Below are 25780 nucleotides of genomic sequence, written 5' to 3' on the forward strand. Positions count from 1 at the left end.
CTCGTGCCCCCGGTTCCGCTTGCCCCTGCTAGCGTCCGGGCGCTAGCGTCGAGGCATGGCGAAAACCCAGTTGAACGTGCGCGTGGACGAGGGCACCGCCCGCGCGGCGCGCGAGCGCGCGCTGGCCCGCGGGATGAGCGTCAACCGCTACATCGAGGAACTGGTCAGACAGGACACCGGCGAAGTGGGCCGCACCTTCGTGGAGGCCGCCGCCGACTTCATGAAGCAGTACGAGTCCGTGTTCGCCGAGGAGTTCACCGAGGCGCGCGGCACCGCTCCGGGCGAAGGACGCAGTTGATCCCTTGAGCGATTCGCCGAACGGGCTGAGCATCGACCTCGCCTGGCTGCTCATGCTCGCCGAACAGAAGACGCCCGGAGACCCGCAGGTCACCGACTGGGGCGCGCTGATCGCCGCCGTCGCCCGGCACCGGGCGGAGATATTCGGCGTGCCGGTGTACGAGACGCCGTACACGCGCGCCGCCGCCCTCCTCCAGCTGCTCATCCACGTGCCGGCCCTCGAACGCGCCAACGCGCTGTTCGCCTCCGCGGTCGCCTACGCCTACCTGGTCGCCAGCGGCGCCAAGGTCGTCACCACCCCGGAACAGGTGCGCGACCTCGCCCGGCTGGTCAAGGACGGTGCGGCGAGCATCGAGGACATCGCCCGCGAGCTGCGCCGCTGGAGCCTGTGATCAGCGGGTGCCCGGCTCGCCGTCCGGGCGCCAGGCGGTCCCCAGCACGCAGTACGAGGCCAGCAGCCGAGGTCCGCCCTCCGGCAGCAGAAGACGGCGGTACGGGCCCAGTTCGAACCCGGCGCAGCGCAGTGCGGCCACCGGGTCGCGGCCCAGATGGCAGCCCCCGGCGAGCGCGGGCCACACCGTACGGTCGAGGGCACGCTGGGTCAGCCGCATCGCCCGCCCCCCACCGCGTCCGTGCTCGAAGAACCGCACCTGGCCGCCGGGCCTGAGCACCCGCCGCGCCTCCTCCAGCGCCCGCGCCACATCGCGCACGCTGCACAGCACCAGGGAGAGCACGACCGCGTCGAACGTCCCGCTCCGGGCGGGCAGCGCCTCCGCCGTGCCGGGCACCACGTCGACCGGCACCGGCGCACGCCGCGCCGCCTCCCGCGCCAGCCGGCCCAGCAGCGGCTCCGGTTCGACGGCGACGACCCGAGCGACGGCGGCGGGATAGCGGGCGAAGTTGAGCCCGTTGCCCGCGCCGACCTCGATCACCCGGCCGGTCAGCCCGGCGAGCAGCCGCCCCCGCACCCCGGCGAACCCGAGCCGCGCGTCCGCCCCGGCGCCGACCCGCGCGTAGTACCGGGCGAACACCGGATGCCGCACGGCACCCGGCCCCGCAGCCTCGGACCCCAACCGCACACCGACCTCCCGGACATCGCGGACCTGCGGGAAGTGTCCCTCCGCGAGTCCGGTGCTAAGCCCCCTCCCGCGCCCGGAACGCCTCCGCGTCCCATGTGCCGTCCAGCCGCGGGGACAGCCAGCCCGGAGCCATCGCCCTGAACTCGGCCGGGGGCAGGGCGCCCGCGCCCGCCGGGAGCGCGCCCAGCAGGGGCGTGGCGGAGACCTCCGGCAGGTCGGCGACATTGCAGCGGGTGGCCAGGTCGGGCTCGGCGGGCCAGCTGCCGATCACCACGCCGAACGGCTCCAGGCCACGGCCGCGCAGCTCACGCGCCGTCAGCTCCGTCGCGTTCAGCGTGCCCAGGCCCGCCTGGGCCACGATCAGCACCGGCGCGCCCAGCGACCGCGCCGCGTCGGCCAGCGTGCCGCCCGCCGCGTCGAACCGCACGAGCAGCCCGCCCGCCCCCTCGACCAGCACCAGATCGTGCTCGGCGGCCAGCTTGGCGGCCCGCTCGGCCACCTCCTGCGGATGCACCGGCGCCAGGCCGGCCCGCCGTGCCGCCGTGCCCGGCGCCAACGGCTCGGGATAGCGGGCGACTTCCTCGGCCGTGACGGCACCGGCGAGCCGGGCCACCTCGTCGGCGTCCCCGCGCTCCTCGGGCCGTACTCCCGTCTGGGCGGCCTTGAGGACGGCCACCGAACGGCCGGCCGCGAGCGCCGCCGCGGCGACGGCCGCCGTGGTGACGGTCTTGCCGACCTCCGTGCCCGTCCCCGTGATCACCAGTACCGGCATCTCATCCCTCCCGCGCCGCGGCGCACACCGCGCGCGCGATCCTCGTCACGTCCTCGTCGGAGGTGACGTACGGCGGCATCGTGTACACCAGATCGCGGAACGGGCGCAGCCACACGCCCTCCGCGACGGCTGCACGGGTGGCCGCGGCCATGTCGACCTCGTGGTCCAGCTGTACGACGCCGATGGCGCCCAGCACCCGTACGTCCCGCACGCCCGGCAGCCCGGCCGCCGGTGCGAGACCCGCGGTCAGGCCCGCCTCGATCCGCTTGACCTCGGCCAGCCAGTCCTGGCCCATCAGCAGGTCCAGCGAGGCGCAGGCCACGGCGGCCGCCAGCGGATTGCCCATGAAGGTCGGCCCGTGCGCCAGCACCGGTACCTCGCCCCGAGAGATCCCGTCGGCCACCCGCGTGGTGCAGAGCGTGGCCGCCATCGTCAGATAGCCGCCGGTCAGCGCCTTGCCCACGCACATCACATCCGGGGTGACGGCCGCGTGGTCCGCCGCGAACAGCGCGCCCGTACGCCCGAAACCGGTGGCGATCTCGTCGAACACCAGCAGCACGCCGTGCGCGTCGCACGCCTCGCGCAGCACCCGCAGATACGCGGGAGAGTGGAAGCGCATACCGCCCGCGCCCTGCACCACCGGCTCCACGATCACCGCGGCCAGTTCGTCGGCGTGCCGCCCGATCAGCTCGCGCAGATGCTCCGCGTACGACTCCTCGTACCCGGCCGGCGGCGCGTCCGCGAACACCTGGCGCGGCAGCACGCCGGACCACAGCTCGTGCATCCCGCCCTCGGGGTCGCACACCGACATCGGCTGCCAGGTGTCCCCGTGGTAGCCGCCCCGCCAGGTCAGCAGCCGCCGCTTGCCGGGCCGGCCGAGCGAACGCCAGTACTGGAGACACATCTTGACGGCGACCTCGACCGACACCGAGCCGGAGTCGGCCAGGAACACATGCTCCAGGCCCTCGGGCGACATGTCGACAAGGAGCTTCGCGAGCCGGACGGCGGGCTCGTGGGTGAGCCCGCCGAACATCACATGGCTCATGCGTCCCAGCTGCCCCCGGGCGGCCTCGTTGAGCACCGGGTGGTTGTAGCCGTGGATCGCCGACCACCACGAGGACATGCCGTCCACCAGCTCGCCCGAGCCGTCCGCGAGCCGCAGCCGGACCCCGCTCGCCGACTCCACGACGAGCGGTTCGGCGCGTCCGGGCATCGGGCCGTACGGATGCCAGACGTGCCGCCGGTCCAGCTCCAGCAGCTCGGGGACGCTCAGGTGGGGCAGGTCAGGCATTGGGCGCGAGATCCGTTCCGGCGCCCCGGCGGCGGACGGCGACCAGGTCGGTCCGGGGCTCGTTCGCGGCCACCGGCTCGGCGGCCGGCTCCGCGGGGACCGGACCGCAGACCCCGGCGCCCTCGTGGCAGCCGCCCGCGCCGCCCTCGTGGCAGCCGGCACCGGCGCCGTCATGGCAGCCGCCGCCCGCTCGGTGCTCCGGCAGGGTCACCTGGTCGGCGCCCTCCACCTCGAAACCGGCGTCGGCGATCATCTCCAGGTCGGCCTTGCCCGCCTGGCCCTCGCTGGTCAGGTAGTCGCCGAGGAAGATGGAGTTGGCGAGGTGCAGCGCGAGCGGCTGCATCGTGCGCAGGTGCACCTCACGGCCGCCCGCGATGCGCACCTCCACGTCCGGGCAGACGAAGCGGACCATCGCCAGGATCCGCAGACAGCGCTGCGGGGTGAGGTTCCACTCCTTGGCCAGCGGTGTGCCCTCGAACGGGATCAGGAAGTTCACCGGAACGGAGTCCGGGTCCAGCTCGCGCAGCGAGAAGACGACGTCCACCAGGTCCGCGTCGCTCTCGCCCATGCCGGCGATCAGACCGGAGCACGGCGACAGACCGGCCGCGTGCGCCTTCTGCACCGTGTCCACCCGGTCGGCGTACGTGTGGGTGGTGGTGATGTCCCCGTAGGTGGACTCGGAGGTGTTCAGGTTGTGGTTGTAGGCGTCCGCGCCCGCCTCGCGCAGCCGTTCGGCCTGGCCGTCGGAGAGCAGTCCGAGGCAGGCGCACACCTCGACGCCCTCGTTCTCCTCCTTGATGGCCTTGATGGTCCGCGAGACCCGGTCCACGTCCCGGTCGGTCGGGCCGCGCCCGCTCGCCACCAGGCAGACGCGCTTGGCGCCGCCCGCGAGCCCCGCGGCGGCCGCCTTCGACGCCTCGTCGGGCTTGAGCCAGGTGTACTTGAGGATGCCCGCCTCGGAGCCGAGCCGCTGGGAGCAGTAGGAGCAGTCCTCGGGGCACAGGCCGGACTTGAGGTTGACCAGGTAGTTGAGTTTCACGCGCCGGCCGAACCAGTGCCGGCGCACCTTGCCGGCCGCGGCCACCACGTCGAGCAGGTCGTCATCGGAGGTGGCCAGCACGGCGAGCGCTTCCTCGCGGGTCGGCAGCTCGCGCCGAAGCCCCTTGTCCACCAGCGTGTTCAGCAGGTCCATGAGGCCCGATCCTGTCTTACCGGACCGCCCCTGGCCAAGGAGAGTTCGCACAAGGAACACCGTTCACCGTGTGGGTATTGCCACACGGTGGGTGGCGGACGGGCCAGCTAGGGTCTGTGCGCTACCTACAAAACCTCCGGAGGACTCATGGCGTTCGGCTGGATCGAGGAGCAGGCCCGCGCGCGTCACCGGGCCGGGCTCGGGCGGCGCCTCAGCCCGCGCCCCGCCGACTCCCCGCTGCTGGATCTGGCGAGCAACGACTACCTGGGCCTCGCCCGGCACCCCGAGGTGACCGAGGGCGCGGCGCGGGCCGCCCGGACCTGGGGCGGCGGCGCCACCGGCTCCCGGCTGGTCACCGGCACCACCGAGCTGCACGCCGAACTGGAGCGGGAACTGGCCGCGTTCTGCGGCTTCGAGGCGGCCCTGGTCTTCTCCTCCGGGTACGCCGCGAACCTGGCCGCGGTCACCGCGCTCGGCCCGCACGGCTCGCTCGTCGTCTCCGACGCGGGCAACCACGCCTCGCTCATCGACGGCTGCCGGCTGGCACGGGGCGAGACCCAGGTCGTCGGGCACGCCGACCCGCAGGCGGTGCGCAAGGCCCTCGCGACCCACGAGGGGGCGGCGATCGTGGTCTCGGACACCGTGTTCTCGGTCGACGGGGACCGGGCGCCGCTGCCCGCGCTGGCCGAGGCGTGCCGGGAGCGCGGCGCGGGGCTCGTCGTGGACGACGCCCACGGCCTCGGCGTGCTGGGCGACGGGGGCCGCGGGGCGGCGCGGGCGGCCGGGCTCGCGGGCGCGCCGGACGTGGTGGTCACGGCCACCCTGTCCAAGTCGCTGGGCAGCCAGGGCGGGGTGGTGCTGGGCCCGGCGCAGGTGATCGACCATCTGGTCAACGCCGCCCGGACGTTCATCTTCGACACCGGTCTCGCGCCGGCGGCGGCCGGTGCGGCCCTCGCGGCCCTGCGGCTGCTCGCCAGGGAGCCCGCACGGGCGACGCGGGCCCGCGAGGTGGCGGGGGAACTGCACGCCCGGCTGACCGCCGCGGGTCTGGAGGCGGTGCGTCCGGACGCCGCGGTGGTCTCCGTACGGGCTCCGTCCCCGGAGCAGGCGGTGCGCTGGGCGGCCGACTGCCGGACGGCGGGGCTGGCCGTGGGCTGTTTCCGTCCTCCCTCCGTGCCCGACGGCATCTCACGGCTGCGGCTGACCGCCCGCGCGGACCTCTCCGGGGCCGAGATCGCACACGCGGTACGGGTGATCGTCGAATCGCGACCATGAGCCGGCGGACACGGCCGTGCTGCGCGGCGGGTGCGTCAACGGGTCCGGCGGGGTTGGGCGGGTCCGGCCAGCTTCGCCGGGTCCGGCGGGTTTCAGCGGAGCGCGGCCACGAAGCCGGCCCAGCTGCCGGCGGAGAAGACCAGCGCGGGCCCGGCGGGGTCCTTCGAGTCGCGCACGGCGAGCAGTCCGGACCAGGGACCGGAGCGCGGCCGGGCCGTCTCCACGCAGTTGTTGGCTCCCGTGCTGTAACTGCTGCGCAGCCAGCGCACGTCGTACAGGTCGGTACTGGCAGGGACGCTCCGAGGCAGAGCTGACAATGGTGCCTCCTTACGCGCCGTCACCTATCCCGGCGAGGTAGTCCAGCGAATCGTGCGGGGAAAGAGCGTGTTCCTGAAGGGTCTGGAAGGCCTCCGAGTACGCCCGGAGGTCTTCTTTCCGTTCCAGGTAGAGGCTACTCGTCAACTGGTCGAGAACAACAACATCGAGATCAGAAGTGCTCGGAAATGAGAAAATAACGAAAGGCCCGGTCAGGCCGACATGCGCGCCCGCCCCGAACGGCAGTACCTGGAGCCGCACTTGGGGCAGCCGGGCCGCGTCCATCAGCCGCTCCAGCTGGCGCGCCATCACCTCGGGGCCGCCGACCTCGCGCCGCAGCACCGCCTCGTCCAGGACCGCGCTCAGCTCCAGCGGCGGATTCGAGCGCAGCACGTCCTGACGGGCCAGGCGGACCTCCACCAGCGCGTCCAGGCGCTCCTCGTCCAGGTCCTTGACGGCCGCACGGGTCACCGCGCGGGCGTACTCGGCAGTCTGGAGCAGGCCGGGCACCACGGTGGTCTCCAGCGTGCGCATCGCGCGGGCCTGCGACTCCAGGCTGATGAAGTCCCGGTACGTCGGCGGGAGCACCCCGCGGTAGGCGTGCCACCAGCGGTTGCGGTCGCCGTCGCCGTCCTCGGAGCCGGCCAGCATCAGCAGCAGTTCGCGCAGCTGGGCGTCGCGCACGGCGTAGGCGTCCAGGAGTAATCGAAGATCGGCCGGTTTCACACCACTGGAGCCCGTCTCGATGCGGCTCACCTTCGACTGGTGCCAGCCGACGAGACGGGCCGCCTCCCCACTGGTGAGCCCCGCACCGGTGCGCAGCGTGCGCAGTTCGGCACCCAATTTGCGGCGGCGCACTGCCGGCCCGTTCTGCATGGGCTCCTCCTTACTCCTTACGGGCCGCCCGAATACGGTCTCCCGTCGCAGAGTTCACCGCATCGAGCGACAGATATATGCATATCTTGGTGGATCGCTCCCCGTGACCGGTTCGGTGGTGGCAGTCTGGCGAGGAAGCACCAGTCCGGGACCGTACTCGAACCATCCGCTCCATGGAGGACTCCGGTCCCGTGGGAAAGGGACGATGTCGCCATGGCAGACCACCTGGAAGCATCCGTCACTCTGCCGAGCGATCCCGCCTCGGTGGCCGCCGCGAGATCGTACGTGGTGGCGACCCTGGCGGAGTGGGGCCTGCCGTCGGACACCGAGGCGGCCGACACGGTGCGGCTCATCGTCTCGGAACTGGCCACCAACGCCGTGCAGCACACCTTCGGGCAGTCCCCGACCTTCACGGTCGACCTCGCGCTGGAGCGCGACGAACAGCTGCGCATCGGCGTCACGGACAGTCATCCGCGCTTCCCGAAGAGACTGCCCGCGGCCGTCCAGCAGGACAACGGCCGCGGGATGGTCATCATCCGCTGGCTCACCGCCGAGTGCGGCGGCAGGCTCCGCGTCCGCCCCACCCGTGAGGGCGGCAAGACGGTCTCCATCGAACTGCCCTGGACCGCCCCGGCCGAACCGGCGGCGACGGCGGGCCGTCAGGAGCCGTAGCGAGGGGCCCTCGCGCCCGGCCGCGAAACGTTCATCCGGCGAGCGCGGGACCCGTTCCGGACCGCCCCGAGGCTGGAGGCGGTGCCGGGTGAGGGGGGCACGAGGAGCGGCCCGTTGGCTGGAGTCGCTCCCGGTGCGCGGCCGGGTCAGCTGACCCGGCCGTACCAGACGCTCTTGGTCCAGATCTTCTCCAGCCGCACCACGGAACCGGTCTTGGGCGCGTGCCAGATCTTGTTGTGACCGGCGTAGATGCCGACGTGGTAGACGTTCGAGCCGTAGTGGAAGAACACCAGGTCACCGGCTCTGCGGTGGCCGGAGGAGATGTGGTGCGTCTTGTTGTACTGCTGCGCGGCGGTGCGCGGCAGCTTCTTGCCGGCCTTCTTGAACGAATAGAGCGTCAGACCCGAGCAGTCGAACCGTCGCGGCCCGGTGGCCCCCCACTGGTACGGGGCGCCCTTCTTGGACGCCGCGATGTTCAGGGCCTTCGTCGCCAGCGTCGCGGCCGAGGCATCGGCGGAGAGGCCCGGAACCGCGATCGAGCCGCCCACGGCGGCCAGGGTGAGGGCCGAGGCCGTACCGGCACGGGCCATCAGCGACGGGACACGATTGAGCGCAGTCATGCGCAACCCTTCGTCAGCCGCCTGTGAAGGATGACCTGTCGGATTCGGGCTGGCGAAGTAGCCCGGCCGCGTTGCCACGGCTTCACCCCAAGGGCCGCCCGAAGCGCCCGCCCGTCCGCTCACGCGGTCGGCCGACCGTTCCGGGGACCCGCCTTGCCTGGGTCCTCCACTCCTGCCGATCCACTCCTGTCGACCGGTCATCCGGGCGGCGGCAGGACTCGGCGTCCGCCCGGATCGCCCCGCCGCGGCGGCGGGGGCTTGTCGTCAGACAGGGATCTTGACCTACAGCTGTCCGAAAATCCCAACGGAATCGGGGATTTGTGGCGTTACTCACCACTCGCCCGTTCGGGTGGCGGGTGCTGTGTTCGATGTTCCGTCAGTTCCCGTGCTGAGCCCCGGACCTGGGAAAAGACGGCCGCGCGCGGAGCATGGGCGCGCCCCGCGCGCAACTCGGGAGAGCCGGAATCGGATCCGGATATACACCGGTCGGCGGTACGTCGTTCGGACCGTTTCGAACCCGGACCCGGCGGCCGCGCGGACGCCCCGCACCCGCCGGGTCCGGCGGCCGTCCGGATCAGCCGACGGCGTCCGGCGGGAGCGTGACGCGAGCGGCCCGGCGCTCGCCGTCGAGCACCCGCAGCGCCCGTGCCAGCGTGCCCCCGTACACCTCCCGCTCGCCCCGTTCGTGCATCAGCTCCAGCGCGTCGCGCAGCTCCTCCGCCCGGCGCACCAGCGCCTGCGCGGCGCGCAGCCCGCGATAGGTGTCCCCGTCGCGCGCCGGATTGATCCTGCCGAGCAGATCGACCACCGCGAGATAGTGGTCGACCACCGCGCCCTCGGCCTGCGTCAGCGCCGGCAGCGGCGGCAGCTCATCGGGCGGCACGGCCGGCTCACCGCCCGCCGGGGAGGCCCCGGCGGCTGGGCACCACGCCGTCCACCAGGCCGTACGACAGTGCGCCCGGCGCGTCCAGCATGAGGTCGCGCTCCAGGTCTTCGTGGACCTGCTCCGCGGTGCGCCCGGTGTGCCGGACCAGCATCTCCTCCATCAGGGCGCGCAGCCTGACCAGTTCGCCGGCCTGGATGAGCAGATCGCTCGGCTGGCCCTGCGCCGGCTCGGGCAGCTCGGGCTGGGAGAGCACCACGCGGGCGCCGGGCAGGGTGAACCGCTTGCCGGGGGTGCCGGCGGCCAGCAGCAGGGCGCCGACCGAGGCGGCCTGGCCCAGGCAGTAGGTGGCCACGTCGCAGGTGACGTACCGCATCGTGTCGTAGACCGCCGTCATGGCGTGGAAGGAGCCGCCGGGGCAGTTCAGGTACAGCGTGATGTCCCGGTCCGGTGCCAGGTGTTCGAGGTGCATGAACTGGGTGATCACATCGCTGGCCGCCGCCTCGTCCAGGGGCGTCCCGAGGAAGACGACCCGGCTCTCGAACAGCTTCGAGTAGGGATCGAGCCGCCGTTCCCCGAAGCTGGCGCGCTCGGTGAACTCGGGCAGGACGTAACGGGCGGACGGTCGGGACATCTGGGCACACCCCTCCTCACGGCGGAGACCGGCGATCTCCGACTTCTGTACAGAATGTACAGGACGTACCTGCCGTTATGATGGGGGTATGGCCTACGAGATTCCGGTGACACAAGCCAGGGCTGAGCTCGCCGACCTGATCAACCGGGTGGTGTACGGCGGCGAGCGCGTCGTCGTGACCCGGCACGGCAAGCCGCTGGCCGCGCTGGTCTCGGCCGCCGACCTGGAGCGACTCGAAGCCCTCGACGCAGCCGTGGCGGGTGAGGAGCGGGTGGCCAGCTCGGTGTCCCGCATCCGCGAGCCGGGCGTCCGTGAGGTGCCGTCCGCTCCCGGCGAACGCCAGCGCTTCGGCATCGCGGCGGAATACCGGGGACCGGGCGTGTCCTGAACCACCCCCTGCGCGCACGGCGGTTATCGCCGTTGCCATGCGGCGGTCATGAGCCACCCAAAGGCTGGTTAACGTCGTTGAAACTCCATCGAACTAGCCTGCCGTTCCATGCCACCGGAGGGTTTTTGTGCCCCCGTTGATCACGGTCGGTCCCTATTCGTCCGTGTGTTACACCTGACTCCCGTCGCGGTGGCTGCGGCACCCGGACCCCGTACGGTCCGGAGCGAGGACTGTGAGGTGGGACATGCAACTGACCCCGCACGAGCAAGAGCGACTGCTCATCCATGTGGCGGCCGATGTGGCCGAGAAGCGCAGGGCCCGTGGCCTCAGGCTCAACCACCCCGAAGCGGTCGCCCTCATCACCTCGCACATCCTGGAGGGCGCGCGCGACGGCCGCAGCGTCGCCGAGCTGATGTCCACCGGCCGCAAGCTCCTCACCAGGGACGACGTCATGGACGGCATCGCCGAGATGATTCACGACGTACAGGTCGAGGCGACCTTCCCGGACGGCACCAAGCTCGTCACCGTGCACGAGCCGATCGTCTGACGGGGGCCGCGATGATTCCCGGAGAGTTCCTGTTCGCGGACGACCCCGTGCGCGTCAACGAGGGCCGGCCCAGCACTCGGCTCACCGTGCTCAACGCCGCCGACCGGCCCGTCCAGGTCGGCTCCCACTACCACTTCGCCGAGGCCAACCCCGGCCTGGAGTTCGACCGCGCCGCCGCGCGCGGCAGGCGGCTGAACATCGCCGCCGGCACCGCCGTGCGCTTCGAGCCCGGCATCCCCGTCGAGGTCGAACTCGTCCCCCTCAGCGGCGCCCGGATCGTGCCGGGGCTGCGCGGCGAGACCGGGGGTGCCCTCGATGCCTGAGGTCTCCCGCGCCGCCTACGCCGACCTGTTCGGACCCACCACCGGCGACCGCATCCGGCTCGCCGACACCGATCTGCTGATCGAGATCGAGGAGGACCGCTCCGGCGGACCCGGCAGCTCCGGGGACGAGGCGGTCTTCGGCGGCGGCAAGGTCATCCGCGAGTCCATGGGCCAGTCCCGTGCCACCCGTGCCGACGGCACTCCCGACACCGTGATCACCGGGGCCGTGGTGGTGGACCACTGGGGCATCGTCAAGGCCGACGTCGGCATCCGCGACGGCCGTATCACCGCGCTCGGCAAGGCCGGCAACCCCGACACCATGGACGGTGTCCACCCCGACCTGGTGATCGGTCCCGAGACCGAGATCATCGCGGGCAACGGCCGGATCCTCACGGCCGGCGCCATCGACGCGCACGTCCACTTCATCTGCCCCCAGGTCGCCGACGAGGCACTGGCCTCCGGCATCACCACCCTGGTCGGCGGCGGCACCGGCCCCGCCGAGGGCTCCAAGGCGACCACCGTCACGCCCGGCCCCTGGCACCTCGCCCGGATGCTGGAGGCGATGGAGTCCTACCCCCTGAACATCGGCTTCCTCGGCAAAGGCAACACCGTCAGCCACGAGGCGATGCTGTCCCAGATCCGCGGCGGCGCCGTCGGCCTGAAGCTGCACGAGGACTGGGGCTCCACCCCCGCCGTCATCGACGCCGCGCTCACCGTCGCCGACCGCACCGGCATCCAGGTCGCGATCCACACCGACACCCTGAACGAGGCCGGGTTCGTCGGCGACACCCTCGCCGCGATCCGGGGCCGGGGCATCCACTCGTACCACACCGAGGGCGCGGGCGGCGGGCACGCGCCCGACATCATGACCGTGGTCTCGCAGCCCAACGTGCTGCCCAGCTCCACCAACCCGACCCGGCCGTTCACCGTCAACACCGCCGAGGAACACCTCGACATGCTGATGGTCTGCCACCACCTCAACCCGGCCGTCCCCGAGGACCTCGCCTTCGCCGAGTCCCGGATCCGGCCCTCCACCATCGGCGCCGAGGACATCCTGCACGACCTCGGCGCGATCTCGATCATCTCCTCCGACTCCCAGGCCATGGGCCGGGTCGGCGAGGTGATCCTGCGGACCTGGCAGACCGCCCACGTCATGAAGCGGCGCCGGGGCGCCCTGCCCGGCGATGGCCGCGCGGACAACCACCGGGTACGGCGCTATGTCGCCAAGTACACGATCAACCCGGCGCTCGCCCAGGGCCTCGCCACCGAGACCGGCTCCGTGGAGCAGGGCAAGCTCGCCGACTTGGTGCTGTGGGAGCCCGCGTTCTTCGGGGTGAAGCCGCTCCTCGTGCTCAAGGGCGGCCAGATCGCCTACGCGCAGATGGGCGACGCCAACGCCTCCATCCCCACTCCGCAGCCGATCCTGCCCCGCCCGATGTACGGCGCGATCGGCCGCGCCCCGGCCGCCAACTCCGTCAACTTCGTCTCCTCCCTCGCCCTGGAGGACGGGCTGCCGGAACGGCTCGGGCTCGGCAAACGGTTCGTGGCGATCGACTCCACGCGCGCGGTCACCAAGGCCGACATGCGGGAGAACGACGCCCGCCCCGACGTCCGGATCGACCCCGACAGCTTCGCCGTGCACATCGACGGCGACCTGGTCGAGGCGACCCCGGCCGCCGAACTGCCCATGGCCCAGCGCTACTTCCTCTTCTGACGGCCGACGGCACCGTGATGACACGCGCGGCACTGCTCGTCCTGGCCGACGGCCGCTTCCCCGCCGGAGGGCACGCCCACTCCGGCGGGGCCGAGGCCGCCGTCAAGGCGGGGCGCATCACCTGCGCCGCCGACCTGGAGGACTTCTGCCGGGGCCGGCTGCACACGGCCGGACTGGTCGCGGGAGCCCTCGCGGCGGCCGCCGCACTCGGCCTGGACCCCCGTGAACTGGACGCGGCGGCCGACGCCCGTACGCCCTCCCCGGCGCTCCGGCTCGCCGCCCGCCGGCTCGGCCGCCAGCTGCTGCGGGCCGCGCGGGCGAGCTGGCCGTGCGGCGAACTCGAGCAGCTCGCCCGGTGGTTCCCCAAGGGCGCCCACCAGCCCGTGGTCCTCGGACTCGCCGCCCGCGCGGCCGGGCTCGGGCCCACGGACGCTGCCTACTGCGCCCTGTACGAGAGCGTGAGCGGACCGGCCACGGCGACCGTACGACTGCTCAGCCTCGACCCCTTCGACGCGACCGGAGTACTGGCCCGGCTGGCACCGGAGCTGGACGCGGTCGCGCGGACGGCGGTGGACGCGGCGGGCAGAGCGGCGGCGGAAGGCCCCCACGCGCTGCCGGCGGCGTCCGGACCGCTGCTGGAGATCCTGGCCGAGGCCCACGCTGCATGGCCGGCCCGGCTGTTCGCGTCCTGACCCGCCCCGTCACCCGTCCGGCGTACGACCGTCCCGTACCACCCCCTGTGAACAAGCCCCCCGCCCCCCCAGGAGCCGTCCATGCACCTCGACCACTCCCACCACGGTCCCGCCGCCGTGAGCGCCGACGCCCACCGCCCGGACGGAACCCGCCGTGCCCTGCGCATCGGGCTCGGCGGACCCGTGGGATCGGGCAAGACCGCCACCGTGGCCGCACTCTGCCGGGAACTGCGGGACGAGCTGTCCCTCGCCGTCGTCACCAATGACATCTACACCCGTGAGGACGCCGAGTTCCTGCTGCGCGAGGCGGTGCTGCCGCCCGAGCGGATCACCGCCGTCGAGACGGGCGCCTGCCCGCACACCGCGATCCGGGACGACATCTCCGCCAATCTGGAGGCCGTCGAGGACCTGGAGGAGAGCGTCGGCCCGCTGGACCTGATCCTGGTGGAGTCCGGCGGCGACAACCTCACCGCGACCTTCTCCAAGGGGCTGGTGGACGCGCAGATCTTCGTCATCGACGTGGCCGGCGGCGACGACATCCCGCGCAAGGGCGGACCCGGCGTCACCACCGCCGACCTGCTGGTCGTCAACAAGACCGACCTCGCCCCCTACGTCGGCTCCGACCTCGCCCGGATGGCCGCCGACGCCAAGGCCCAGCGCGCCGAACTCCCCGTCGTCCTCCAGTCCCTGCGCGGCACCACGGGCGTCGCCGACGTGGCCGCCTGGGTCCGCGAGCGGCTCGCCGCGTGGACGGCATGACCCTCACCGGCGCCCCGACCGCCCCCCGGAACGGGACCCTGGCCGGCATCCGCCCCGGCGGCCCCGGCACGGCGCCCGCCCGGGTCCGCGCCGACGCCCGGATCGTGGCCCGAGCCGACGGCCGGGGCGGTACCGCGCTGCCCGTGCTGGACGGCTCGGGACCGCTGGCGCTGCGCCGCACGCGGGGGAGCGGGGCCGAGGCACGGGTGATGGTCGTCGGCGCGATGAGCGGCCCCCTCGGCGGCGACCGGTTCGCCCTCACCGCCCGAGCGGAGCGGGGCGCCCGGCTGCATGTCGGCTCCGCCGCCGCCACCCTCGCCCTGCCGGGCCAGACCCCCGGCGAGGCCCGCTACGACGTCCGGCTCGACGTGGCCGACGGCGCCGAACTGCACTGGCTGCCCGAGCAGCTGATCTCGGCCACCGGCAGCGACCTGCGCGTCACCACCCTGGCCGAACTCGCCACCGGCGCCCGGCTGGTGCTCCGTGAGGAACAGGTGCTCGGCCGGGCCGGGGAGCGGCCGGGCCTGCTCACCACCCGCCTCACCCTGCGCGTCGCCGGCCGCGCCGTCCTGGACCAGCAGCTGTCCTGCGGCCCCGGCGCCCCCGGCGGCTGGGACGGCCCCGCCACCCTCGCGGGCCACCGGGCGGTGGGCCAGCTCCTCGTGGTCCGTCCGGAGTTCGCCGAGCAGCCGCCCGCGCCCCGCATGCTGGGCGACCGCGCCGCCCTGATGCCGCTGGCCGGCCCGGCCGCTCTGGTCACCGCCCTCGCCCCGGACGCGCTGCGGCTGCGCCGGGTACTGGACGAGGGACTGGCCCTGCTCGGGTGACGAAGGAGGGGCGAGGGGCGGCGGACGGAGGGGCGGGGGCGGAGGGTGAATCTCAGCCGAGCGGTGCCTTCGGGAATCCGCGGTCCCTCGCCCTCCTCTCCGTGGGCTGCTGGGCCTTCGCCACGGCCGCGTACTGGTCGACGTACTCCTGCTCGGACAGGGTCAGGATGGCGTACATGATCTCGTCGGTGACGGCCCGCAGGATCGCCTTCTGCTGCTCCATGCCCGCGTAGCGGGAGAAGTCGAGGGGCTTGCCGAAGCGGATGGTGACGGGGCGGACGCGGGGGAGGGCCCTGCCAGGCGGCTGGGCCTCGAAGGTGCCGATCATGGCGCAGGGGATCACCGGGACGCCCGCCGTCAGGGCCATCACGGCGACCCCGACCTTGCCCTTGTACAGCCGGCCGTCGTGCGAGCGCGTGCCCTCCGGGTAGATGCCGAGCAGTTCGCCCTTGCGCAGTACCCCGAGGCCCTCGCGGATCGCGGCCTGACCCGCCTCCTTGCCCGAGCGGTCCACCGGGATCTGTCCGGCTCCGCGGAAGAAGAACGCGGTGAGCCGGCCCTTGATGCCCGGTCCGGTGAAGTACTCGGCCTTGGCGAGGAAGGTGATGCGGCGCTTGAGGATCGCCGGCATCAGGAAGTGGTCGGAGAACGAGAGATGGTTTCCGGCGACGATCGCCGGTCCCTCCGCCGGCACGTTCTCCAGGCCCTCGATCCGGGGCCGGAAGACCAGTCTGAGCAGGGGACCCAGCAGCACGTACTTCAGCAGGTAGTAGAACAAGGGGGTCGCTCCTCACTCCGGCGGCTCGGCTCGGCCGCGAGGACAGCGTGCTGCCACTCGCGCCCGGAGGCAACCGGACCGGAGAGCTTGACGCGATCGCCCGGCATGAGCCGAACGAGAGACGCTAGGGCCGCTCGCCGCCGGCGCCCCGCGGGTGCGGGCCGGGGGTGGTGGGGCGCAGCCGGGGTATGAGCGCCGGGACCCGCGACCGGTAGGCGTCGTACGCGGCGCCGAACTCGCCCGCCATCAGGGCGTCCTCGGCCCGGACCCGGAGCAGCAGCCAGGGGATCCCGGCGACCAGGAAGGCCGTCCAGGCGCCGAAGCCGCCGGTCAGCATGGCGCCGGTGACCAGGCCGATGATGCCGGTGTAGATGGGGTGGCGGACCAGCCGGTAGGGGCCGTCCGTGCGCAGCTCGTGGTGTTCCTGGAGGGAGGGGACGCTGTCCCACATCGTGCCGAGCACGCAGCGGGCCCACAGCAGCAGGGCGGTGGAGACGAGGGCGAGTAGGGCGCCGAGCAGCGCCAGTTCGGGCTGCCAGAACTGGAGGTGTTCCCAGAAGCCCCGCGTGTGCCGGACCACCACGAGGAACACCGCCACGCCCGCGATCAGCAGGATCCGGCGTGACGCCGAGGTGCGGGAGGCGCGCAGCCAGCCGCGGACGCCGCCGTGGGCTCTGATGCCGAAGTAGGCGGCACCGAGCAGCCAGGCGGCCGCGAAGACCAGGAAGCAGACACTGGTGAGGGTAACGAGTGCCGGACGCAGCGAATTCATGCCTCAAGGCTGCGCCCCGCACCCCACCGCTCACCAGCACCCACGGGTCGATGGAGGGCTCTCCACCCACGGATGGAGAGCCCCCTGACCACCCCCTCAGGAGCCCCTGAGCGACCCTCAGCCCAGCCCCGGTTCCCAGCCCAGCCCCGGTCCTCAGCCCAGCACCCGCTCCAGCGTCCCGAGGGCGGACCGCAGTTCCTCCGCCGTGATCGTCAGCGGCGGTGCCAGGCGGATCGTGGAGCCATGGGTGTCCTTCGCCAGGATCCCCTCCCGCATCAGGCGCTCGCTGATCTCGCGCCCGGTGCCGATCGCCGGGTCGATGTCCACGCCCGCCCACAGACCGCGGGCGCGGAAGCCCAGCACGCCCTTGCCCACCAGCTCGGTCAGCCCGTCCCGCAGGATCACGCCCAGCTCGGCGGCCCGCCGCTGGAACTCACCGGTCTCCAGCAGTTCGAGCACCGCGATGCCGACCGCCGCCGCGAGCGGGTTGCCGCCGAACGTCGAGCCGTGCTCGCCCGGATGCAGCACTCCCAGCACCTCGCGCCGGGCCACCACCGCCGACACCGGCACGATACCGCCGCCGAGCGCCTTGCCGAGCAGCAGCATGTCCGGCACCACGTCCTCGTGGTCGACGGCGAGCGTGCGGCCCGTGCGCCCGAGGCCCGACTGGATCTCGTCCGCGATGAACAGACAGCCCTTGCGCCGGGTCAGCTCGCGCACGCCCGTCAGATAGCCGTCGTCCGGGATGACCACCCCGGCCTCGCCCTGGACGGGCTCGATCAGCACCGCCGCCGTGTGCTCGTCGACGGCCTCCTCCAGCGCGGCCAGGTCGTTGTACGGCACGACCTTGAAGCCCGGCGTGAAGGGGCCGAAGCCCGTCCGTGCCGTCTCGTCGGTGGAGAAGCTGACGATCGTCGTCGTACGGCCGTGGAAGTTGTCCGCCGCGACCACGATCGTGGCCTGGCCGGCGGGGACGCCCTTGACGTCGTAGGCCCACTTGCGGGCCACCTTGATGCCGCTCTCCACCGCCTCCGCGCCGGTGTTCATCGGCAGCACCATGTCCAGGCCGGTCAGCGCCGCGAGCCGTTCGGCGAACTCGGCGAGCCGGTCGTTGTGGAACGCCCGCGAGGTGAGGGTGAGCTGGTCCAGCTGGCGGTGGGCGGCCTCGATCAGCGCCGGGTGGCGGTGGCCGAAGTTCAGCGCCGAGTACCCGGAGAGCATGTCCAGGTAGCGGCGGCCCTCCACGTCCTCCACCCAGGTGCCCTCCGCCCGTGCCACGACCACCGGGAGCGGGTGGTAGTTGTGCGCCAGGACCGGCTCCTCCGCGCGGATCAGGTCGGCGGACGTACGGGTGCGCGCGGGTGCGGTCATCAGCGGATCTCCTGGGTGCAGCACTTGATGCCACCGCCGGCCTTGTGGAACTCCGACAGGTCGACGGGGACGGGGACGTAACCGTGGTCGGCGAGGCGCTCGGACAGGGCCTCCGCCTGGGGCGCGATGAACACCTGCCGGCCGTCGGACACCGAGTTCAGGCCCCAGCTCATCGCGTCCTCGCGGGTGGCCTCCACCGCGTCGGGGTACAGCCGCCGCAGCACCTCGCGGCTGCCCGGCGAGAACGCCTCCGGGTAGTAGCAGACATTGGCGTCGTCCAGCACGAACAGCGCCGTGTCCAGATGGTAGAAGTACGGATCCACCAGTGTCAGGCCGATCACCGGGTGCCCCAGGAACTCCTGCGCCTCGCGGTGCGCCTCACGGGTGGTGCGGAACCCGGTGCCCGCCAGGATGTACCGGCCCGTCCACACCAGGTCGCCCTCGCCCTCGGACACCGACTCGGGGCGGTAGACGGTGTAGCCCGCCGCCTTGAACCAGGTGTCGTAGTGCAGCGACTCGGGGCGCCGCTCCGGCGCGTGGAACAGGGAGCCGAAGACCCGGCCGCCGACCACGCACGCCGCGTTGGCCGCGAACACCATGTCCGGCAGGCCGGGGACCGGCTCGACGGCGTCGACGGTATGCCCGTGGGCGCGATAGGTACGGATCAGCTCCTGCCACTGCTCGCGCGCCAGATCCACGTCAACCGGCCGGTCGGGGTTCATCCAGGGGTTGATCGCGTACTGCACCGCGAAGTGTCTGGGTTCACAGACGAGGAAGCGCCGGGGGCGCGATTCACGGCTTTCGGACACAGAGGGTTCCCTCCGGTTTCCGTCTGTCACTGATGGGTGACTCAACGGTAGGAAGGAACGGGGACGCGCGACAAGCGCAGAAAGCTGCGTGGACCTGCACTATCGCTGCGTTGTCCGGCTCGGTCACGCAGGCCTGCTGCGCATACTCCCGATCATTGTCCGCGGGTCATCTCCGGGTCATTCGGGGGCCGCCTGGGTGGCACCCGCCTCCGGGCTGTCGGGCAGGAGATGGGAGAGCACCATCACGCTGATCGTCTTCCGGATGAAGGGCACCGTGCGGATCCGCTCCAGCACCTCCTCGAAGTGGTCCACGTCCCGGGCCCGTACGTGCAGCAGCGCGTCCGCGCCGCCGGTCACCGTCATGGCCGCCGTGATCTCCGGATGGTTGCGGACGACCTCCGCGAGGCGCCGGGGCGGGGCCGCGCCCTCGCAGTAGACCTCGACGTACGCCTCCGTGCGCCAGCCGAGCGCGGAGGGCTCCACCGTCGCCGTGAACCCGGTGATCACCCCGGTCTCGCGCAGCCGGTCCACGCGCCGCTTGACCGCCGTCGCGGACAGCCCGATCGACGCCCCGATCTCGGCGAAGCTGCTCCTGGCGTTCGCCATCAGGGCGGTGATGATCTTGCGGTCGAGTTCGTCGAAGGACGCGGTCCTGCTGCTCATGCGGGCAATGTAATCAGCCGGGCGAGCGGGACGCCGGGGCGGCTACGCCTGGGTGACGGCCATGGCGAGGGTCAGCAGTCCCAGCACCACCCAGCCGAACCACAGCCAGCCGTCGCCGCCGAGCGCGACCGTGTAGGCGGTCACGGCGACGAAGGTGCTGGCCGTGAGCGCGCCCATCGCCTTGAGGGAGCCATGGGCGCGGCCGTGCGCAGAGCCATGGGTGGAACCGGTCATCGCGAGGCCCTCCTCCTGGTCCGTCCGACCATGGTGCCCCTCCGGCCGCCCGCAGGGGATACCCCGGACCCGGCTCCGGGGCGCGGCCGGGCTCAGCCCTGGCGTGTGTTCAGCGACGCCAGGTAGGCGTTGTAGTCCGCCAGCTCCTTGTCGCCGTCCCGGTCCGCCTGCCGGTCCTTGCGCTTGGCGTGCCGCTGCTCGGAGCTGTACCACTGGAACAGCAGCGCGATCAGCACCAGTACGGACGGCACCTCGCTGAACGCCCAGGCGATGCCGCCGGCGCTGTTCTGGTCGGAGAGGGGGTCGACGCCGAGCGAGGCGGGCGGGTGCAGGAAGGTGGTCACCATCGGCGTCGACGCCATCATCAGCGCGATGCCGAAGAAGGCGTGGAACGGCATGCCCGCGAACAGCTCCAGCATCCGCATCAGATGGCCCGGCCGGTGCGGGCCCGGGTCCACGCCGATGATCGGCCAGAAGAAGACGACACCGACCGCGAGGAAGTGCACCATCATCGCGATGTGCCCGGTCTTCGAGCCCATCAGGAAGTCGAACAGCGGGGTGAAGTAGAGCACGTACAGGCTCGCGATGAACATCGGGATGGTGAACAGCGGGTGGGTGATGACCCGCATGTACCGGCTGTGCAGCAGCATCAGCAGCAGCTCACGCGGGCCCTTGCGGCCGCGGGCCGCGGTCGGCAGCGCGCGCAGCGCCAGGGTGACCGGGGCGCCGAGCAGGATCAGGATCGGCGACAGCATGCTGATGATCATGTGCTGCACCATGTGCACGCTGAACATGACCATCCCGTAGTCGTTCAGCTTGGTGCACATCACCAGCAGGATGGTGAGCACACCGACGACGTACGAGAAGGTGCGGGCCACCGGCCACGCGTCGCCGCGCCGGCGCAGTCGTACGACCCCCCACGCGTACAGGCCGAGCCCGAGCAGGCAGGCGATCAGGAAGAAGGGCTCGGCCGAGAAGGCGAGCCCCCGCCCCAGCGTGAACGGCGGCAGATTCATCACCATGCCGTGTCCGCTGTGATCCATGTGTCCCATGTGATCCATGCGGCGGCTCCTGATTCATGGGGGTTGTACGTTTCTGTCCGCCCATAAGAGTAGGACCGCCCCCGATCATGCCGGTGACCGGGGGCGGGTAGTTCAGGACCGGACCAAAGGCGGACTAGAGCACGCACTCCGCCTCGTCGTACCGCTCCACCGGGACCGTCTTCAGGGTCTCCACGGCCTTGGCCAGCGACACCATCACGATGTCGGTGCCGCGCAGCGCCGTCATCATCCCGAACTCGCCCCGGTGCACCGCCTCCACGGCGTGCCAGCCGAAGCGGGTGGCCAGCACCCTGTCGTAGGCGGTCGGCGTGCCGCCGCGCTGCACATGCCCGAGGATGACCGGCCGGGCCTCCTTGCCGAGCCGCTGCTCCAGCTCGACGGAGAGCTGACGGGCGATGCCGGCGAAGCGCTCGTGGCCGTAGACGTCCGTGCCGCCCTCGTCGAACTCCATGGACCCGGCGCGGGGCTTGGCGCCCTCGGCGGCGACCACGATGGCGAACCGCTTGCCCGCCGCGAACCGCGCGCCGACCTTGCGGGTCAACTCCTCGATGTCGAAGGGCCGTTCCGGTACGACGACGGCGTGGGCGCCGGCCGCCATGCCGGAGTGCAGGGCGATCCAGCCGGTGTGCCGGCCCATGACCTCGACGATCAGCACCCGCTGGTGGGACTCGGCGGTGGTCTTCAGCCGGTCCAGGGCCTCGGTCGCCACGGTCACGGCGGTGTCGAAGCCGAAGGTGACATCGGTGACAGCGATGTCATTGTCGATCGTCTTGGGCACGCCCACGATGGGCAGCCCGTTGTCCGACAGCAGCCGGGCCGCCTTCAGGGTCCCCTCGCCGCCGATCGGGATGATCGCGTCCAGACCCAGCTCCGCGACATGCCCCCTGGCCCGCTCGACGCCGTCGCGCAGGTGCTCGGGGCGGACGCGGGAGGAGCCGAGGATGGTGCCGCCGCGGGCCAGGATGCCGCCCACCGCGTCGAGGTCGAGCTTCACGGAGTCGCACTCCAGGAGGCCCTTCCAGCCGTCCCGGAAACCGATGACCTCGTCGCCGTGGTCGGCGACCGCACGGTGCACGACGGACCGGATGACGGCGTTCAGACCCGGGCAGTCGCCGCCGGACGTGAGGACACCAATGCGCATAGCCCGAATTACCTTCTCGAACGTGGGCCGGGAGACCGGACCACGTTGTCCGGCGGATTCCCGGTCACCCTACCGGCGTGAGGGGGTGGCTCCGCAGTGGGCGTCCGCCTGCTGGACGCACCCGCCCAGATGAGCGGACGAGCCGTCAGGCGGGCCCGCCATGATCCTGCCGGAAGGCGCTGAGCGGCCCCTGACGCGCGGCTTACGCCGGGTCCCGCGCGGCCGGACCGGGGCCCGTGCAGCCGTATGCGCGCGGCTGTGCGAACCCCGGATCCCGGGGCGGCGTGCCGTGCCTAGGCGGGCTGCTGGGCCGCCGCGATGCGCTCCTCGCGCAGGGCGTCGTACCAGCGGTCGTCGATCGGCGGCAGCGCGTTGACGTCGAGCGCCAGCTTCAGCAGCAGGTCGGCGATGAGCGGGTTGCGGGCGAGGACCGGCCCGTGCATGTACGTGCCGAAGACGGTCCCGTTGTACGCGCCCTCCGTGCCGTCCCCGGTGCCGTTGCCCCGGCCGATCTTGGTCCGGGCGAAGGGGCGGGCGGTCGGCCCGAGGTGGGTGACGCCCTGGTGGTTCTCGAAGCCGGTCAGCGGGGGCAGCCCGAGCTGCGGGTCGATGTCGGCGAGCACGTCGCCGACGCACCGCTCGCCTTCGCCGCGCACCGAGACCACGTCGAGCAGGCCGAGGCCCGGCTCGCGCTGGCCGAGGTCGTTGATGAACTCGTGGCCGAGGATCTGGTAGCCGGCGCAGACGGAGAAGACGATGGCGCCGTTCTGCACGGCCCGCTGGAGGTGCCCGTCACGGCGCAGCCGCTCGGCGGCGAGCCGCTGCGGACGGTCCTCGCCGCCGCCGATCAGGTAGATGTCGCCGGAGGTCGGGATCGGCTGGTCGCTGCGCACGTCGAGCCGGGCCACGTCCAGGCCGCGCTGCCGGGCCCGGCGCTCCACGACGAGGGCGTTGCCCTGGTCGCCGTAGGTGCTCAGCAGGTCCGGGTAGATCCACACCAGCCGCAGTTGGTTGTCGCTCATGAGGTGATCGCCCTTCGAAGATCAGTTGCCGACGCGGCGGCGCAGGTCCTGGAACGCGGTGTAGTTCGCGATGACCTCGATCCGGCCCGGCGGGCACAGCTGGACGGCCTGGTCGAGGCTCTCACAGACCTGGAAGTGCTGGTTCGCGACCTCCAGACGCACCGCGAGGTCCAGCTTGCGGTCGCCGAGCACGAAGATCGGGTGACCGGTGAGCCGGGTGTAGTCGACGTCCCACAGCCAGGAGGTGTCGGTGCCGTCGGCCCCGCGGGCGTTCACGGAAAGGATCACCGGGGCGGGCGGCGGGTCGATCAGCGAGAAGGTCTCCAGCCAGCCGGCCGGGTTCTTGGCCAGCAGCAGGCGCAGGTCGCGGTTCTGGAACTGCACGACGTCGTACCGGCCGGCCACCGCCTGCACCTGGTACATCCGCTCCAGGGCGACCTGCGGCGGCACCCCGAAGACGGCGGCGACGGCGGCGGAGCTGGCCGCGTTCGCCTTGTTGGCGCGGCCCGGCAGCTGGAGGTGGATCGGCCAGGCGGAGCCGTGCGGGTCGAGGACGTGGTCCCCGGACAACGCCCAGCTGGGCGTGGGCCGGCGGAAGCCGCACTCGCCGCAGTACCAGTCGTCGCCGGGGCGCTGCATCACGCCGCCGCAGGACGGGCAGGACCAGGCGTCGTCCTTCCACATCTGGCCGGCCGCGACCCAGACCACGTTCGGGGACGAGGAGGCGGCCCACACCACCAGCGGGTCGTCGCAGTTGGCGACGACGACCGCCTTGGAGCCGGCCAGGCCCTCGCGCCAGTTCTCGGCGAGCATCCGGGTCTCGGCGGCCCGGTCGAGCTGGTCGCGGGAGAGGTTCAGCAGCGCGATGCACTTCGGGTCGGTGTCGCGGGCCACCCCGGCCAGGTACTTCTCGTCGACCTCGATGACGCCGAACTTGGCGTCCGAGCCGCCCGCCAGCGCGGAGGTGATACCGGCCGGCATGTTGGCGCCGAGCGCGTTCGACACGACCGGGCCCGCGGCGCGCAGCGCCTCCGCGATGAGCCGGGTGGTGGTGGTCTTGCCGTTGGTGGCGGACACCAGCACGACATCCAGGTTCTGGGCCAGCCGCGCCAGGAGGTCGGGGTCGAGCCGCAGCGCGACCTTCCCCCCGATCACCGACCCGCTGCCCCGTCCGGCGGCCCGCGATGCCGCCGCGACCGCCTTGCCCGCGGTCACGGCCAGCTTGGCCCGCGGCGTGAGCGGGTCCGAGTTGCCTGCCATCAGTTCTCGATCCTCCTTGCGTACGCGCCGCGCCTGGGGCCATCCGGCAACGTGGTGTGAACCCTCAGCCTATCGAGATCCATTCGCACACCCGAATCCGGTCCGCACCCACTGCGACGGGCATGAGCTGAACGAACCGTACCCTTGCCGCCATGCGACACGGTTCCATTCCGGGCGTCCACGGGCGCGTCCGGCCCCTCACCCTGCTCGGCGACCCCGCTCTGCGCGAACGCTGCGGGGACGTCACCGACTTCGGCCCCGAACTGGCGGCGCTCGTGCAGGACCTGTTCGCCACGATGTACGCGGCCCGCGGGGTGGGCCTGGCCGCGAATCAGATCGGGGTGCCGCTGCGGGTGTTCGTCTACGACTGCCCGGACGACGACGATGTCCGGCATCTCGGACATGTGGTGAACCCGCATCTGGTGGCGGCGGACGGGATCGTGCTGCGCGGCCCCGAGGGCTGCCTGTCCCTGCCGGGCCTGGAGGCGGGCACCGAGCGGTACGACCACGCGGTGGTCGAGGGTTTCACGGTCGCCGGTGAGCCCGTCACCGTCCACGGCACGGGCTTCTTCGCGCGCTGCCTCCAGCACGAGTGCGACCACCTGGAGGGCCGGGTCTACGCGGACCGGCTGACGGGGTGGCGCAGGCGCCGGCTGGAGCGGCGGATCGGGCGGGCCTCCTGGAGCCGGTGACCCGGACGGGACCGTGGGCGAGGCCGTGAGCGGGGCCGTGGACGGGGTCCCGGCGGCGGCTCAGAACCCCGGTCCGCCCACCCGGTCCCCGGCGGCCGCGAGCCGCCCCCACAGCAGGTCGGCCAGGGAGCGCACCAACTCGGCGCGGGAGCAGGGGCGTTCGCCGAGCCACCAGTCGCCGGCCGCGTGCATCATCCCGACGATGCCGTGCCCCCACACCCGCGCGAGCTGCTGGCTGCCGGGGCCGAGGTCCACCCGCTCCTCGATGACCTGGGCCAGCTCCTCGCCCATCCGCCGCAGCAGCGGGGCGCTGTGCTTGCCGACGTCGAAGCCCTGGTCGGCGCCGGTGCTGCCCTCGGAGGGGTGCATCAGGAACCGGTACACCTGGGGCCGTGCCTCGATGGCGGCGAGATAGGTGTCCAGCGTGGACTCCACCCGCTCGCGCCGGTCCGCCGGGGCGTCGAGCGCGGCGCGCAGGGAGGAGAGCAGGGCATCGGTGTGCCGCTTGGCGAGCGCGGCGTAGAGTCCGCCCTTGTCGCCGAAGTGCCGGTAGAGGATGGGCTTGGTGATCCCCGCCTCGGCGGCGATCGCGTTCATCGACGCCTGCGGGCCGTCGCGGAGCACCACCCGGTCGGCGGCCTCCAGCAGCTCGCGCCGGCGGCGGTCGGCGGACCGCTGCTGATCGGTCCGCTGTGTGGTGTCCATGAGTGCTCTCTCCCCACCCGTGTTGATTCGGTGACGCCTGCGCAAACTAGCACTCACCGGGCCGCTGACATCGAACGGGATACCGAGAGGTCAGTGCAGGTTGACTTTTTCTACCC

Annotated in this window: 32 protein-coding genes; 12 read left to right on the top strand and 20 right to left on the bottom strand. The window is 72.4% G+C overall.

The window, feature by feature from the left end:
* The first annotated feature begins 55 nt into the window (after positions 1-55).
* Positions 56-298 carry a toxin-antitoxin system HicB family antitoxin gene (locus ACE4Q9_RS28675; protein WP_397987406.1) on the top strand — a complete coding sequence of 81 codons (243 nt, stop codon included), beginning with the start codon at positions 56-58 and terminating at the stop codon, positions 296-298.
* A gap of 52 nt (positions 299-350) precedes the next feature.
* Positions 351-689, top strand: coding sequence for a fic family toxin-antitoxin system, toxin component (locus ACE4Q9_RS28680; protein WP_397988243.1), 339 nt, complete (start codon positions 351-353; stop codon positions 687-689).
* Here ACE4Q9_RS28680 and ACE4Q9_RS28685 read toward each other — a convergent pair whose 3' ends face one another.
* The 4 genes from ACE4Q9_RS28685 to bioB are packed head-to-tail and all read right to left on the bottom strand — an operon-like array spanning position 690 to position 4631.
* A complete protein-coding gene (locus tag ACE4Q9_RS28685) occupies positions 690-1376 on the bottom strand; it encodes a class I SAM-dependent methyltransferase (RefSeq protein ID WP_397987407.1) in 687 nt (228 codons plus the stop codon). It abuts the gene before it with no gap.
* A 55-nt stretch (positions 1377-1431) separates the two neighbouring features.
* Positions 1432-2148 carry a dethiobiotin synthase gene (bioD, locus tag ACE4Q9_RS28690; RefSeq protein ID WP_397987408.1) on the bottom strand — a complete coding sequence of 239 codons (717 nt, stop codon included), beginning with the start codon at positions 2146-2148 and terminating at the stop codon, positions 1432-1434.
* Position 2149: 1 nt separating this feature from the next.
* Positions 2150-3439 carry an adenosylmethionine--8-amino-7-oxononanoate transaminase gene (locus ACE4Q9_RS28695; protein WP_397987409.1) on the bottom strand — a complete coding sequence of 430 codons (1290 nt, stop codon included), beginning with the start codon at positions 3437-3439 and terminating at the stop codon, positions 2150-2152.
* Positions 3432-4631: a biotin synthase BioB gene (gene bioB / locus ACE4Q9_RS28700; RefSeq protein ID WP_397987410.1), complete on the bottom strand. Its 1200-nt coding sequence runs from the start codon at positions 4629-4631 to the stop codon at positions 3432-3434. The genes ACE4Q9_RS28695 and bioB overlap by 8 nt, the downstream gene beginning before the upstream one ends.
* Before the next feature lie 147 nt (positions 4632-4778).
* On the opposite strand from bioB, the gene ACE4Q9_RS28705 reads away from it, so the two are divergent.
* Positions 4779-5906 (top strand): 8-amino-7-oxononanoate synthase, encoded by a 1128-nt coding sequence (locus tag ACE4Q9_RS28705; protein WP_397987411.1) that lies wholly within the window; start codon positions 4779-4781, stop codon positions 5904-5906.
* Between the two features lie 92 nt (positions 5907-5998).
* On the opposite strand, the gene ACE4Q9_RS28710 is transcribed toward ACE4Q9_RS28705, so the two are convergent.
* A complete protein-coding gene (locus ACE4Q9_RS28710; protein WP_397987412.1) occupies positions 5999-6223 on the bottom strand; it encodes a DUF397 domain-containing protein in 225 nt (74 codons plus the stop codon).
* A gap of 10 nt (positions 6224-6233) precedes the next feature.
* Positions 6234-7097 carry a helix-turn-helix domain-containing protein gene (locus ACE4Q9_RS28715; RefSeq protein WP_397987413.1) on the bottom strand — a complete coding sequence of 288 codons (864 nt, stop codon included), beginning with the start codon at positions 7095-7097 and terminating at the stop codon, positions 6234-6236.
* 213 nt (positions 7098-7310) lie between these two features.
* On the opposite strand from ACE4Q9_RS28715, the gene ACE4Q9_RS28720 reads away from it, so the two are divergent.
* Positions 7311-7769 (top strand): ATP-binding protein, encoded by a 459-nt coding sequence (locus ACE4Q9_RS28720; RefSeq protein ID WP_397987414.1) that lies wholly within the window; start codon positions 7311-7313, stop codon positions 7767-7769.
* 146 nt (positions 7770-7915) lie between these two features.
* On the opposite strand, the gene ACE4Q9_RS28725 is transcribed toward ACE4Q9_RS28720, so the two are convergent.
* The 3 genes from ACE4Q9_RS28725 to ACE4Q9_RS28735 all read right to left on the bottom strand — a co-directional run bounded on the left by ACE4Q9_RS28725 (position 7916) and on the right by ACE4Q9_RS28735 (position 9906).
* The gene (locus ACE4Q9_RS28725) at positions 7916-8389 is read right to left on the bottom strand and encodes a C40 family peptidase (protein ID WP_397987415.1); all 474 of its coding nucleotides are present in this window, start codon (positions 8387-8389) and stop codon (positions 7916-7918) included.
* 574 nt (positions 8390-8963) lie between these two features.
* The gene (locus ACE4Q9_RS28730; RefSeq protein WP_397987416.1) at positions 8964-9272 is read right to left on the bottom strand and encodes a hypothetical protein; all 309 of its coding nucleotides are present in this window, start codon (positions 9270-9272) and stop codon (positions 8964-8966) included.
* A gap of 7 nt (positions 9273-9279) precedes the next feature.
* On the bottom strand, positions 9280-9906 hold the full coding sequence (locus ACE4Q9_RS28735) for an ATP-dependent Clp protease proteolytic subunit (protein WP_397987417.1): 627 nt from the start codon (positions 9904-9906) through the stop codon (positions 9280-9282).
* A gap of 88 nt (positions 9907-9994) precedes the next feature.
* Between ACE4Q9_RS28735 and ACE4Q9_RS28740 the strand changes: the two genes are divergently transcribed.
* From ACE4Q9_RS28740 to ACE4Q9_RS28770, 7 genes are all read left to right on the top strand, one after another.
* Positions 9995-10294: a type II toxin-antitoxin system Phd/YefM family antitoxin gene (locus tag ACE4Q9_RS28740; RefSeq protein WP_397987418.1), complete on the top strand. Its 300-nt coding sequence runs from the start codon at positions 9995-9997 to the stop codon at positions 10292-10294.
* A 244-nt stretch (positions 10295-10538) separates the two neighbouring features.
* Complete coding sequence (locus ACE4Q9_RS28745; protein WP_397987419.1) at positions 10539-10841, top strand: urease subunit gamma; 303 nt, start codon at positions 10539-10541, stop codon at positions 10839-10841.
* A gap of 11 nt (positions 10842-10852) precedes the next feature.
* Positions 10853-11164 carry an urease subunit beta gene (locus ACE4Q9_RS28750; RefSeq protein WP_397987420.1) on the top strand — a complete coding sequence of 104 codons (312 nt, stop codon included), beginning with the start codon at positions 10853-10855 and terminating at the stop codon, positions 11162-11164.
* Positions 11157-12878, top strand: coding sequence for an urease subunit alpha (locus tag ACE4Q9_RS28755; RefSeq protein WP_397987421.1), 1722 nt, complete (start codon positions 11157-11159; stop codon positions 12876-12878). Before ACE4Q9_RS28750 ends, ACE4Q9_RS28755 begins: the two co-directional genes overlap by 8 nt.
* A 17-nt stretch (positions 12879-12895) precedes the next feature.
* Positions 12896-13570: an urease accessory protein UreF gene (locus ACE4Q9_RS28760; protein ID WP_397987422.1), complete on the top strand. Its 675-nt coding sequence runs from the start codon at positions 12896-12898 to the stop codon at positions 13568-13570.
* 81 nt (positions 13571-13651) lie between these two features.
* A complete protein-coding gene (gene ureG / locus ACE4Q9_RS28765) occupies positions 13652-14329 on the top strand; it encodes an urease accessory protein UreG (protein ID WP_397987423.1) in 678 nt (225 codons plus the stop codon).
* Positions 14326-15156 carry an urease accessory protein UreD gene (locus tag ACE4Q9_RS28770; RefSeq protein WP_397988244.1) on the top strand — a complete coding sequence of 277 codons (831 nt, stop codon included), beginning with the start codon at positions 14326-14328 and terminating at the stop codon, positions 15154-15156. The genes ureG and ACE4Q9_RS28770 overlap by 4 nt, the downstream gene beginning before the upstream one ends.
* 52 nt (positions 15157-15208) lie before the next feature.
* Here the strand turns inward: ACE4Q9_RS28770 and ACE4Q9_RS28775 are convergent, their stop codons facing one another.
* From ACE4Q9_RS28775 to ACE4Q9_RS28820, 10 genes are all read right to left on the bottom strand, one after another.
* Entirely contained in the window at positions 15209-15934 is a 726-nt protein-coding gene (locus ACE4Q9_RS28775) for a lysophospholipid acyltransferase family protein (RefSeq protein WP_397987424.1), read from the bottom strand.
* A 124-nt stretch (positions 15935-16058) separates the two neighbouring features.
* Positions 16059-16706 carry a methyltransferase family protein gene (locus ACE4Q9_RS28780; protein WP_397987425.1) on the bottom strand — a complete coding sequence of 216 codons (648 nt, stop codon included), beginning with the start codon at positions 16704-16706 and terminating at the stop codon, positions 16059-16061.
* A gap of 153 nt (positions 16707-16859) precedes the next feature.
* Positions 16860-18077, bottom strand: a complete 1218-nt coding sequence (gene rocD, locus ACE4Q9_RS28785; protein WP_397987426.1) for an ornithine--oxo-acid transaminase — start codon at positions 18075-18077, stop codon at positions 16860-16862.
* Positions 18077-18886, bottom strand: a complete 810-nt coding sequence (gene ddaH, locus ACE4Q9_RS28790) for a dimethylargininase (RefSeq protein ID WP_397987427.1) — start codon at positions 18884-18886, stop codon at positions 18077-18079. The genes rocD and ddaH overlap by 1 nt, the downstream gene beginning before the upstream one ends.
* 177 nt (positions 18887-19063) lie before the next feature.
* Entirely contained in the window at positions 19064-19549 is a 486-nt protein-coding gene (locus ACE4Q9_RS28795; RefSeq protein ID WP_397987428.1) for an Lrp/AsnC family transcriptional regulator, read from the bottom strand.
* A 42-nt stretch (positions 19550-19591) separates the two neighbouring features.
* Positions 19592-19783 carry a hypothetical protein gene (locus ACE4Q9_RS28800; RefSeq protein ID WP_397987429.1) on the bottom strand — a complete coding sequence of 64 codons (192 nt, stop codon included), beginning with the start codon at positions 19781-19783 and terminating at the stop codon, positions 19592-19594.
* Between the two features lie 92 nt (positions 19784-19875).
* Positions 19876-20826 carry a cytochrome c oxidase assembly protein gene (locus ACE4Q9_RS28805; RefSeq protein WP_397988246.1) on the bottom strand — a complete coding sequence of 317 codons (951 nt, stop codon included), beginning with the start codon at positions 20824-20826 and terminating at the stop codon, positions 19876-19878.
* A 133-nt stretch (positions 20827-20959) separates the two neighbouring features.
* A complete protein-coding gene (locus tag ACE4Q9_RS28810; RefSeq protein ID WP_397987430.1) occupies positions 20960-21985 on the bottom strand; it encodes a 6-phosphofructokinase in 1026 nt (341 codons plus the stop codon).
* Between the two features lie 293 nt (positions 21986-22278).
* Positions 22279-23007, bottom strand: coding sequence for a type 1 glutamine amidotransferase (locus tag ACE4Q9_RS28815; protein WP_070028154.1), 729 nt, complete (start codon positions 23005-23007; stop codon positions 22279-22281).
* Between the two features lie 21 nt (positions 23008-23028).
* Positions 23029-24267: a MurT ligase domain-containing protein gene (locus tag ACE4Q9_RS28820; RefSeq protein ID WP_397987431.1), complete on the bottom strand. Its 1239-nt coding sequence runs from the start codon at positions 24265-24267 to the stop codon at positions 23029-23031.
* Positions 24268-24419: 152 nt separating this feature from the next.
* Between ACE4Q9_RS28820 and def the strand changes: the two genes are divergently transcribed.
* Entirely contained in the window at positions 24420-24959 is a 540-nt protein-coding gene (def, locus tag ACE4Q9_RS28825) for a peptide deformylase (protein WP_397987432.1), read from the top strand.
* A gap of 60 nt (positions 24960-25019) precedes the next feature.
* Here the strand turns inward: def and ACE4Q9_RS28830 are convergent, their stop codons facing one another.
* Entirely contained in the window at positions 25020-25664 is a 645-nt protein-coding gene (locus ACE4Q9_RS28830; protein ID WP_397987433.1) for a TetR family transcriptional regulator, read from the bottom strand.
* Between the last annotated feature and the right edge of the window lie 116 nt (positions 25665-25780).

Source organism: Streptomyces sp. AM6-12 (assembly GCF_044327085.1).
In the GTDB taxonomy this organism is placed as follows: domain Bacteria; phylum Actinomycetota; class Actinomycetes; order Streptomycetales; family Streptomycetaceae; genus Streptomyces.

Bases quoted from the DNA above. Each gene is read 5' to 3' on its own strand.
- ACE4Q9_RS28675 (WP_397987406.1), top strand. From the start codon at position 56: ATGGCGAAAACCCAGTTGAACGTGCGCGTGGACGAGGGCACCGCCCGC.
- ACE4Q9_RS28680 (WP_397988243.1), top strand. From the start codon at position 351: ATGCTCGCCGAACAGAAGACGCCCGGAGACCCGCAGGTCACCGACTGG.
- bioD (WP_397987408.1), bottom strand. From the start codon at position 2,148: ATGCCGGTACTGGTGATCACGGGGACGGGCACGGAGGTCGGCAAGACC.
- ACE4Q9_RS28695 (WP_397987409.1), bottom strand. From the start codon at position 3,439: ATGCCTGACCTGCCCCACCTGAGCGTCCCCGAGCTGCTGGAGCTGGAC.
- bioB (WP_397987410.1), bottom strand. From the start codon at position 4,631: ATGGACCTGCTGAACACGCTGGTGGACAAGGGGCTTCGGCGCGAGCTG.
- ACE4Q9_RS28705 (WP_397987411.1), top strand. From the start codon at position 4,779: ATGGCGTTCGGCTGGATCGAGGAGCAGGCCCGCGCGCGTCACCGGGCC.
- ACE4Q9_RS28715 (WP_397987413.1), bottom strand. From the start codon at position 7,097: ATGCAGAACGGGCCGGCAGTGCGCCGCCGCAAATTGGGTGCCGAACTG.
- ACE4Q9_RS28720 (WP_397987414.1), top strand. From the start codon at position 7,311: ATGGCAGACCACCTGGAAGCATCCGTCACTCTGCCGAGCGATCCCGCC.
- ACE4Q9_RS28725 (WP_397987415.1), bottom strand. From the start codon at position 8,389: ATGACTGCGCTCAATCGTGTCCCGTCGCTGATGGCCCGTGCCGGTACG.
- ACE4Q9_RS28735 (WP_397987417.1), bottom strand. From the start codon at position 9,906: ATGTCCCGACCGTCCGCCCGTTACGTCCTGCCCGAGTTCACCGAGCGC.
- ACE4Q9_RS28740 (WP_397987418.1), top strand. From the start codon at position 9,995: ATGGCCTACGAGATTCCGGTGACACAAGCCAGGGCTGAGCTCGCCGAC.
- ACE4Q9_RS28745 (WP_397987419.1), top strand. From the start codon at position 10,539: ATGCAACTGACCCCGCACGAGCAAGAGCGACTGCTCATCCATGTGGCG.
- ACE4Q9_RS28750 (WP_397987420.1), top strand. From the start codon at position 10,853: ATGATTCCCGGAGAGTTCCTGTTCGCGGACGACCCCGTGCGCGTCAAC.
- ACE4Q9_RS28755 (WP_397987421.1), top strand. From the start codon at position 11,157: ATGCCTGAGGTCTCCCGCGCCGCCTACGCCGACCTGTTCGGACCCACC.
- ACE4Q9_RS28760 (WP_397987422.1), top strand. From the start codon at position 12,896: ATGACACGCGCGGCACTGCTCGTCCTGGCCGACGGCCGCTTCCCCGCC.
- ureG (WP_397987423.1), top strand. From the start codon at position 13,652: ATGCACCTCGACCACTCCCACCACGGTCCCGCCGCCGTGAGCGCCGAC.
- ACE4Q9_RS28770 (WP_397988244.1), top strand. From the start codon at position 14,326: ATGACCCTCACCGGCGCCCCGACCGCCCCCCGGAACGGGACCCTGGCC.
- ACE4Q9_RS28780 (WP_397987425.1), bottom strand. From the start codon at position 16,706: ATGAATTCGCTGCGTCCGGCACTCGTTACCCTCACCAGTGTCTGCTTC.
- rocD (WP_397987426.1), bottom strand. From the start codon at position 18,077: ATGACCGCACCCGCGCGCACCCGTACGTCCGCCGACCTGATCCGCGCG.
- ACE4Q9_RS28795 (WP_397987428.1), bottom strand. From the start codon at position 19,549: ATGAGCAGCAGGACCGCGTCCTTCGACGAACTCGACCGCAAGATCATC.
- ACE4Q9_RS28800 (WP_397987429.1), bottom strand. From the start codon at position 19,783: ATGACCGGTTCCACCCATGGCTCTGCGCACGGCCGCGCCCATGGCTCC.
- ACE4Q9_RS28805 (WP_397988246.1), bottom strand. From the start codon at position 20,826: ATGGATCACAGCGGACACGGCATGGTGATGAATCTGCCGCCGTTCACG.
- ACE4Q9_RS28810 (WP_397987430.1), bottom strand. From the start codon at position 21,985: ATGCGCATTGGTGTCCTCACGTCCGGCGGCGACTGCCCGGGTCTGAAC.
- ACE4Q9_RS28815 (WP_070028154.1), bottom strand. From the start codon at position 23,007: ATGAGCGACAACCAACTGCGGCTGGTGTGGATCTACCCGGACCTGCTG.
- ACE4Q9_RS28820 (WP_397987431.1), bottom strand. From the start codon at position 24,267: ATGGCAGGCAACTCGGACCCGCTCACGCCGCGGGCCAAGCTGGCCGTG.
- def (WP_397987432.1), top strand. From the start codon at position 24,420: ATGCGACACGGTTCCATTCCGGGCGTCCACGGGCGCGTCCGGCCCCTC.
- ACE4Q9_RS28830 (WP_397987433.1), bottom strand. From the start codon at position 25,664: ATGGACACCACACAGCGGACCGATCAGCAGCGGTCCGCCGACCGCCGC.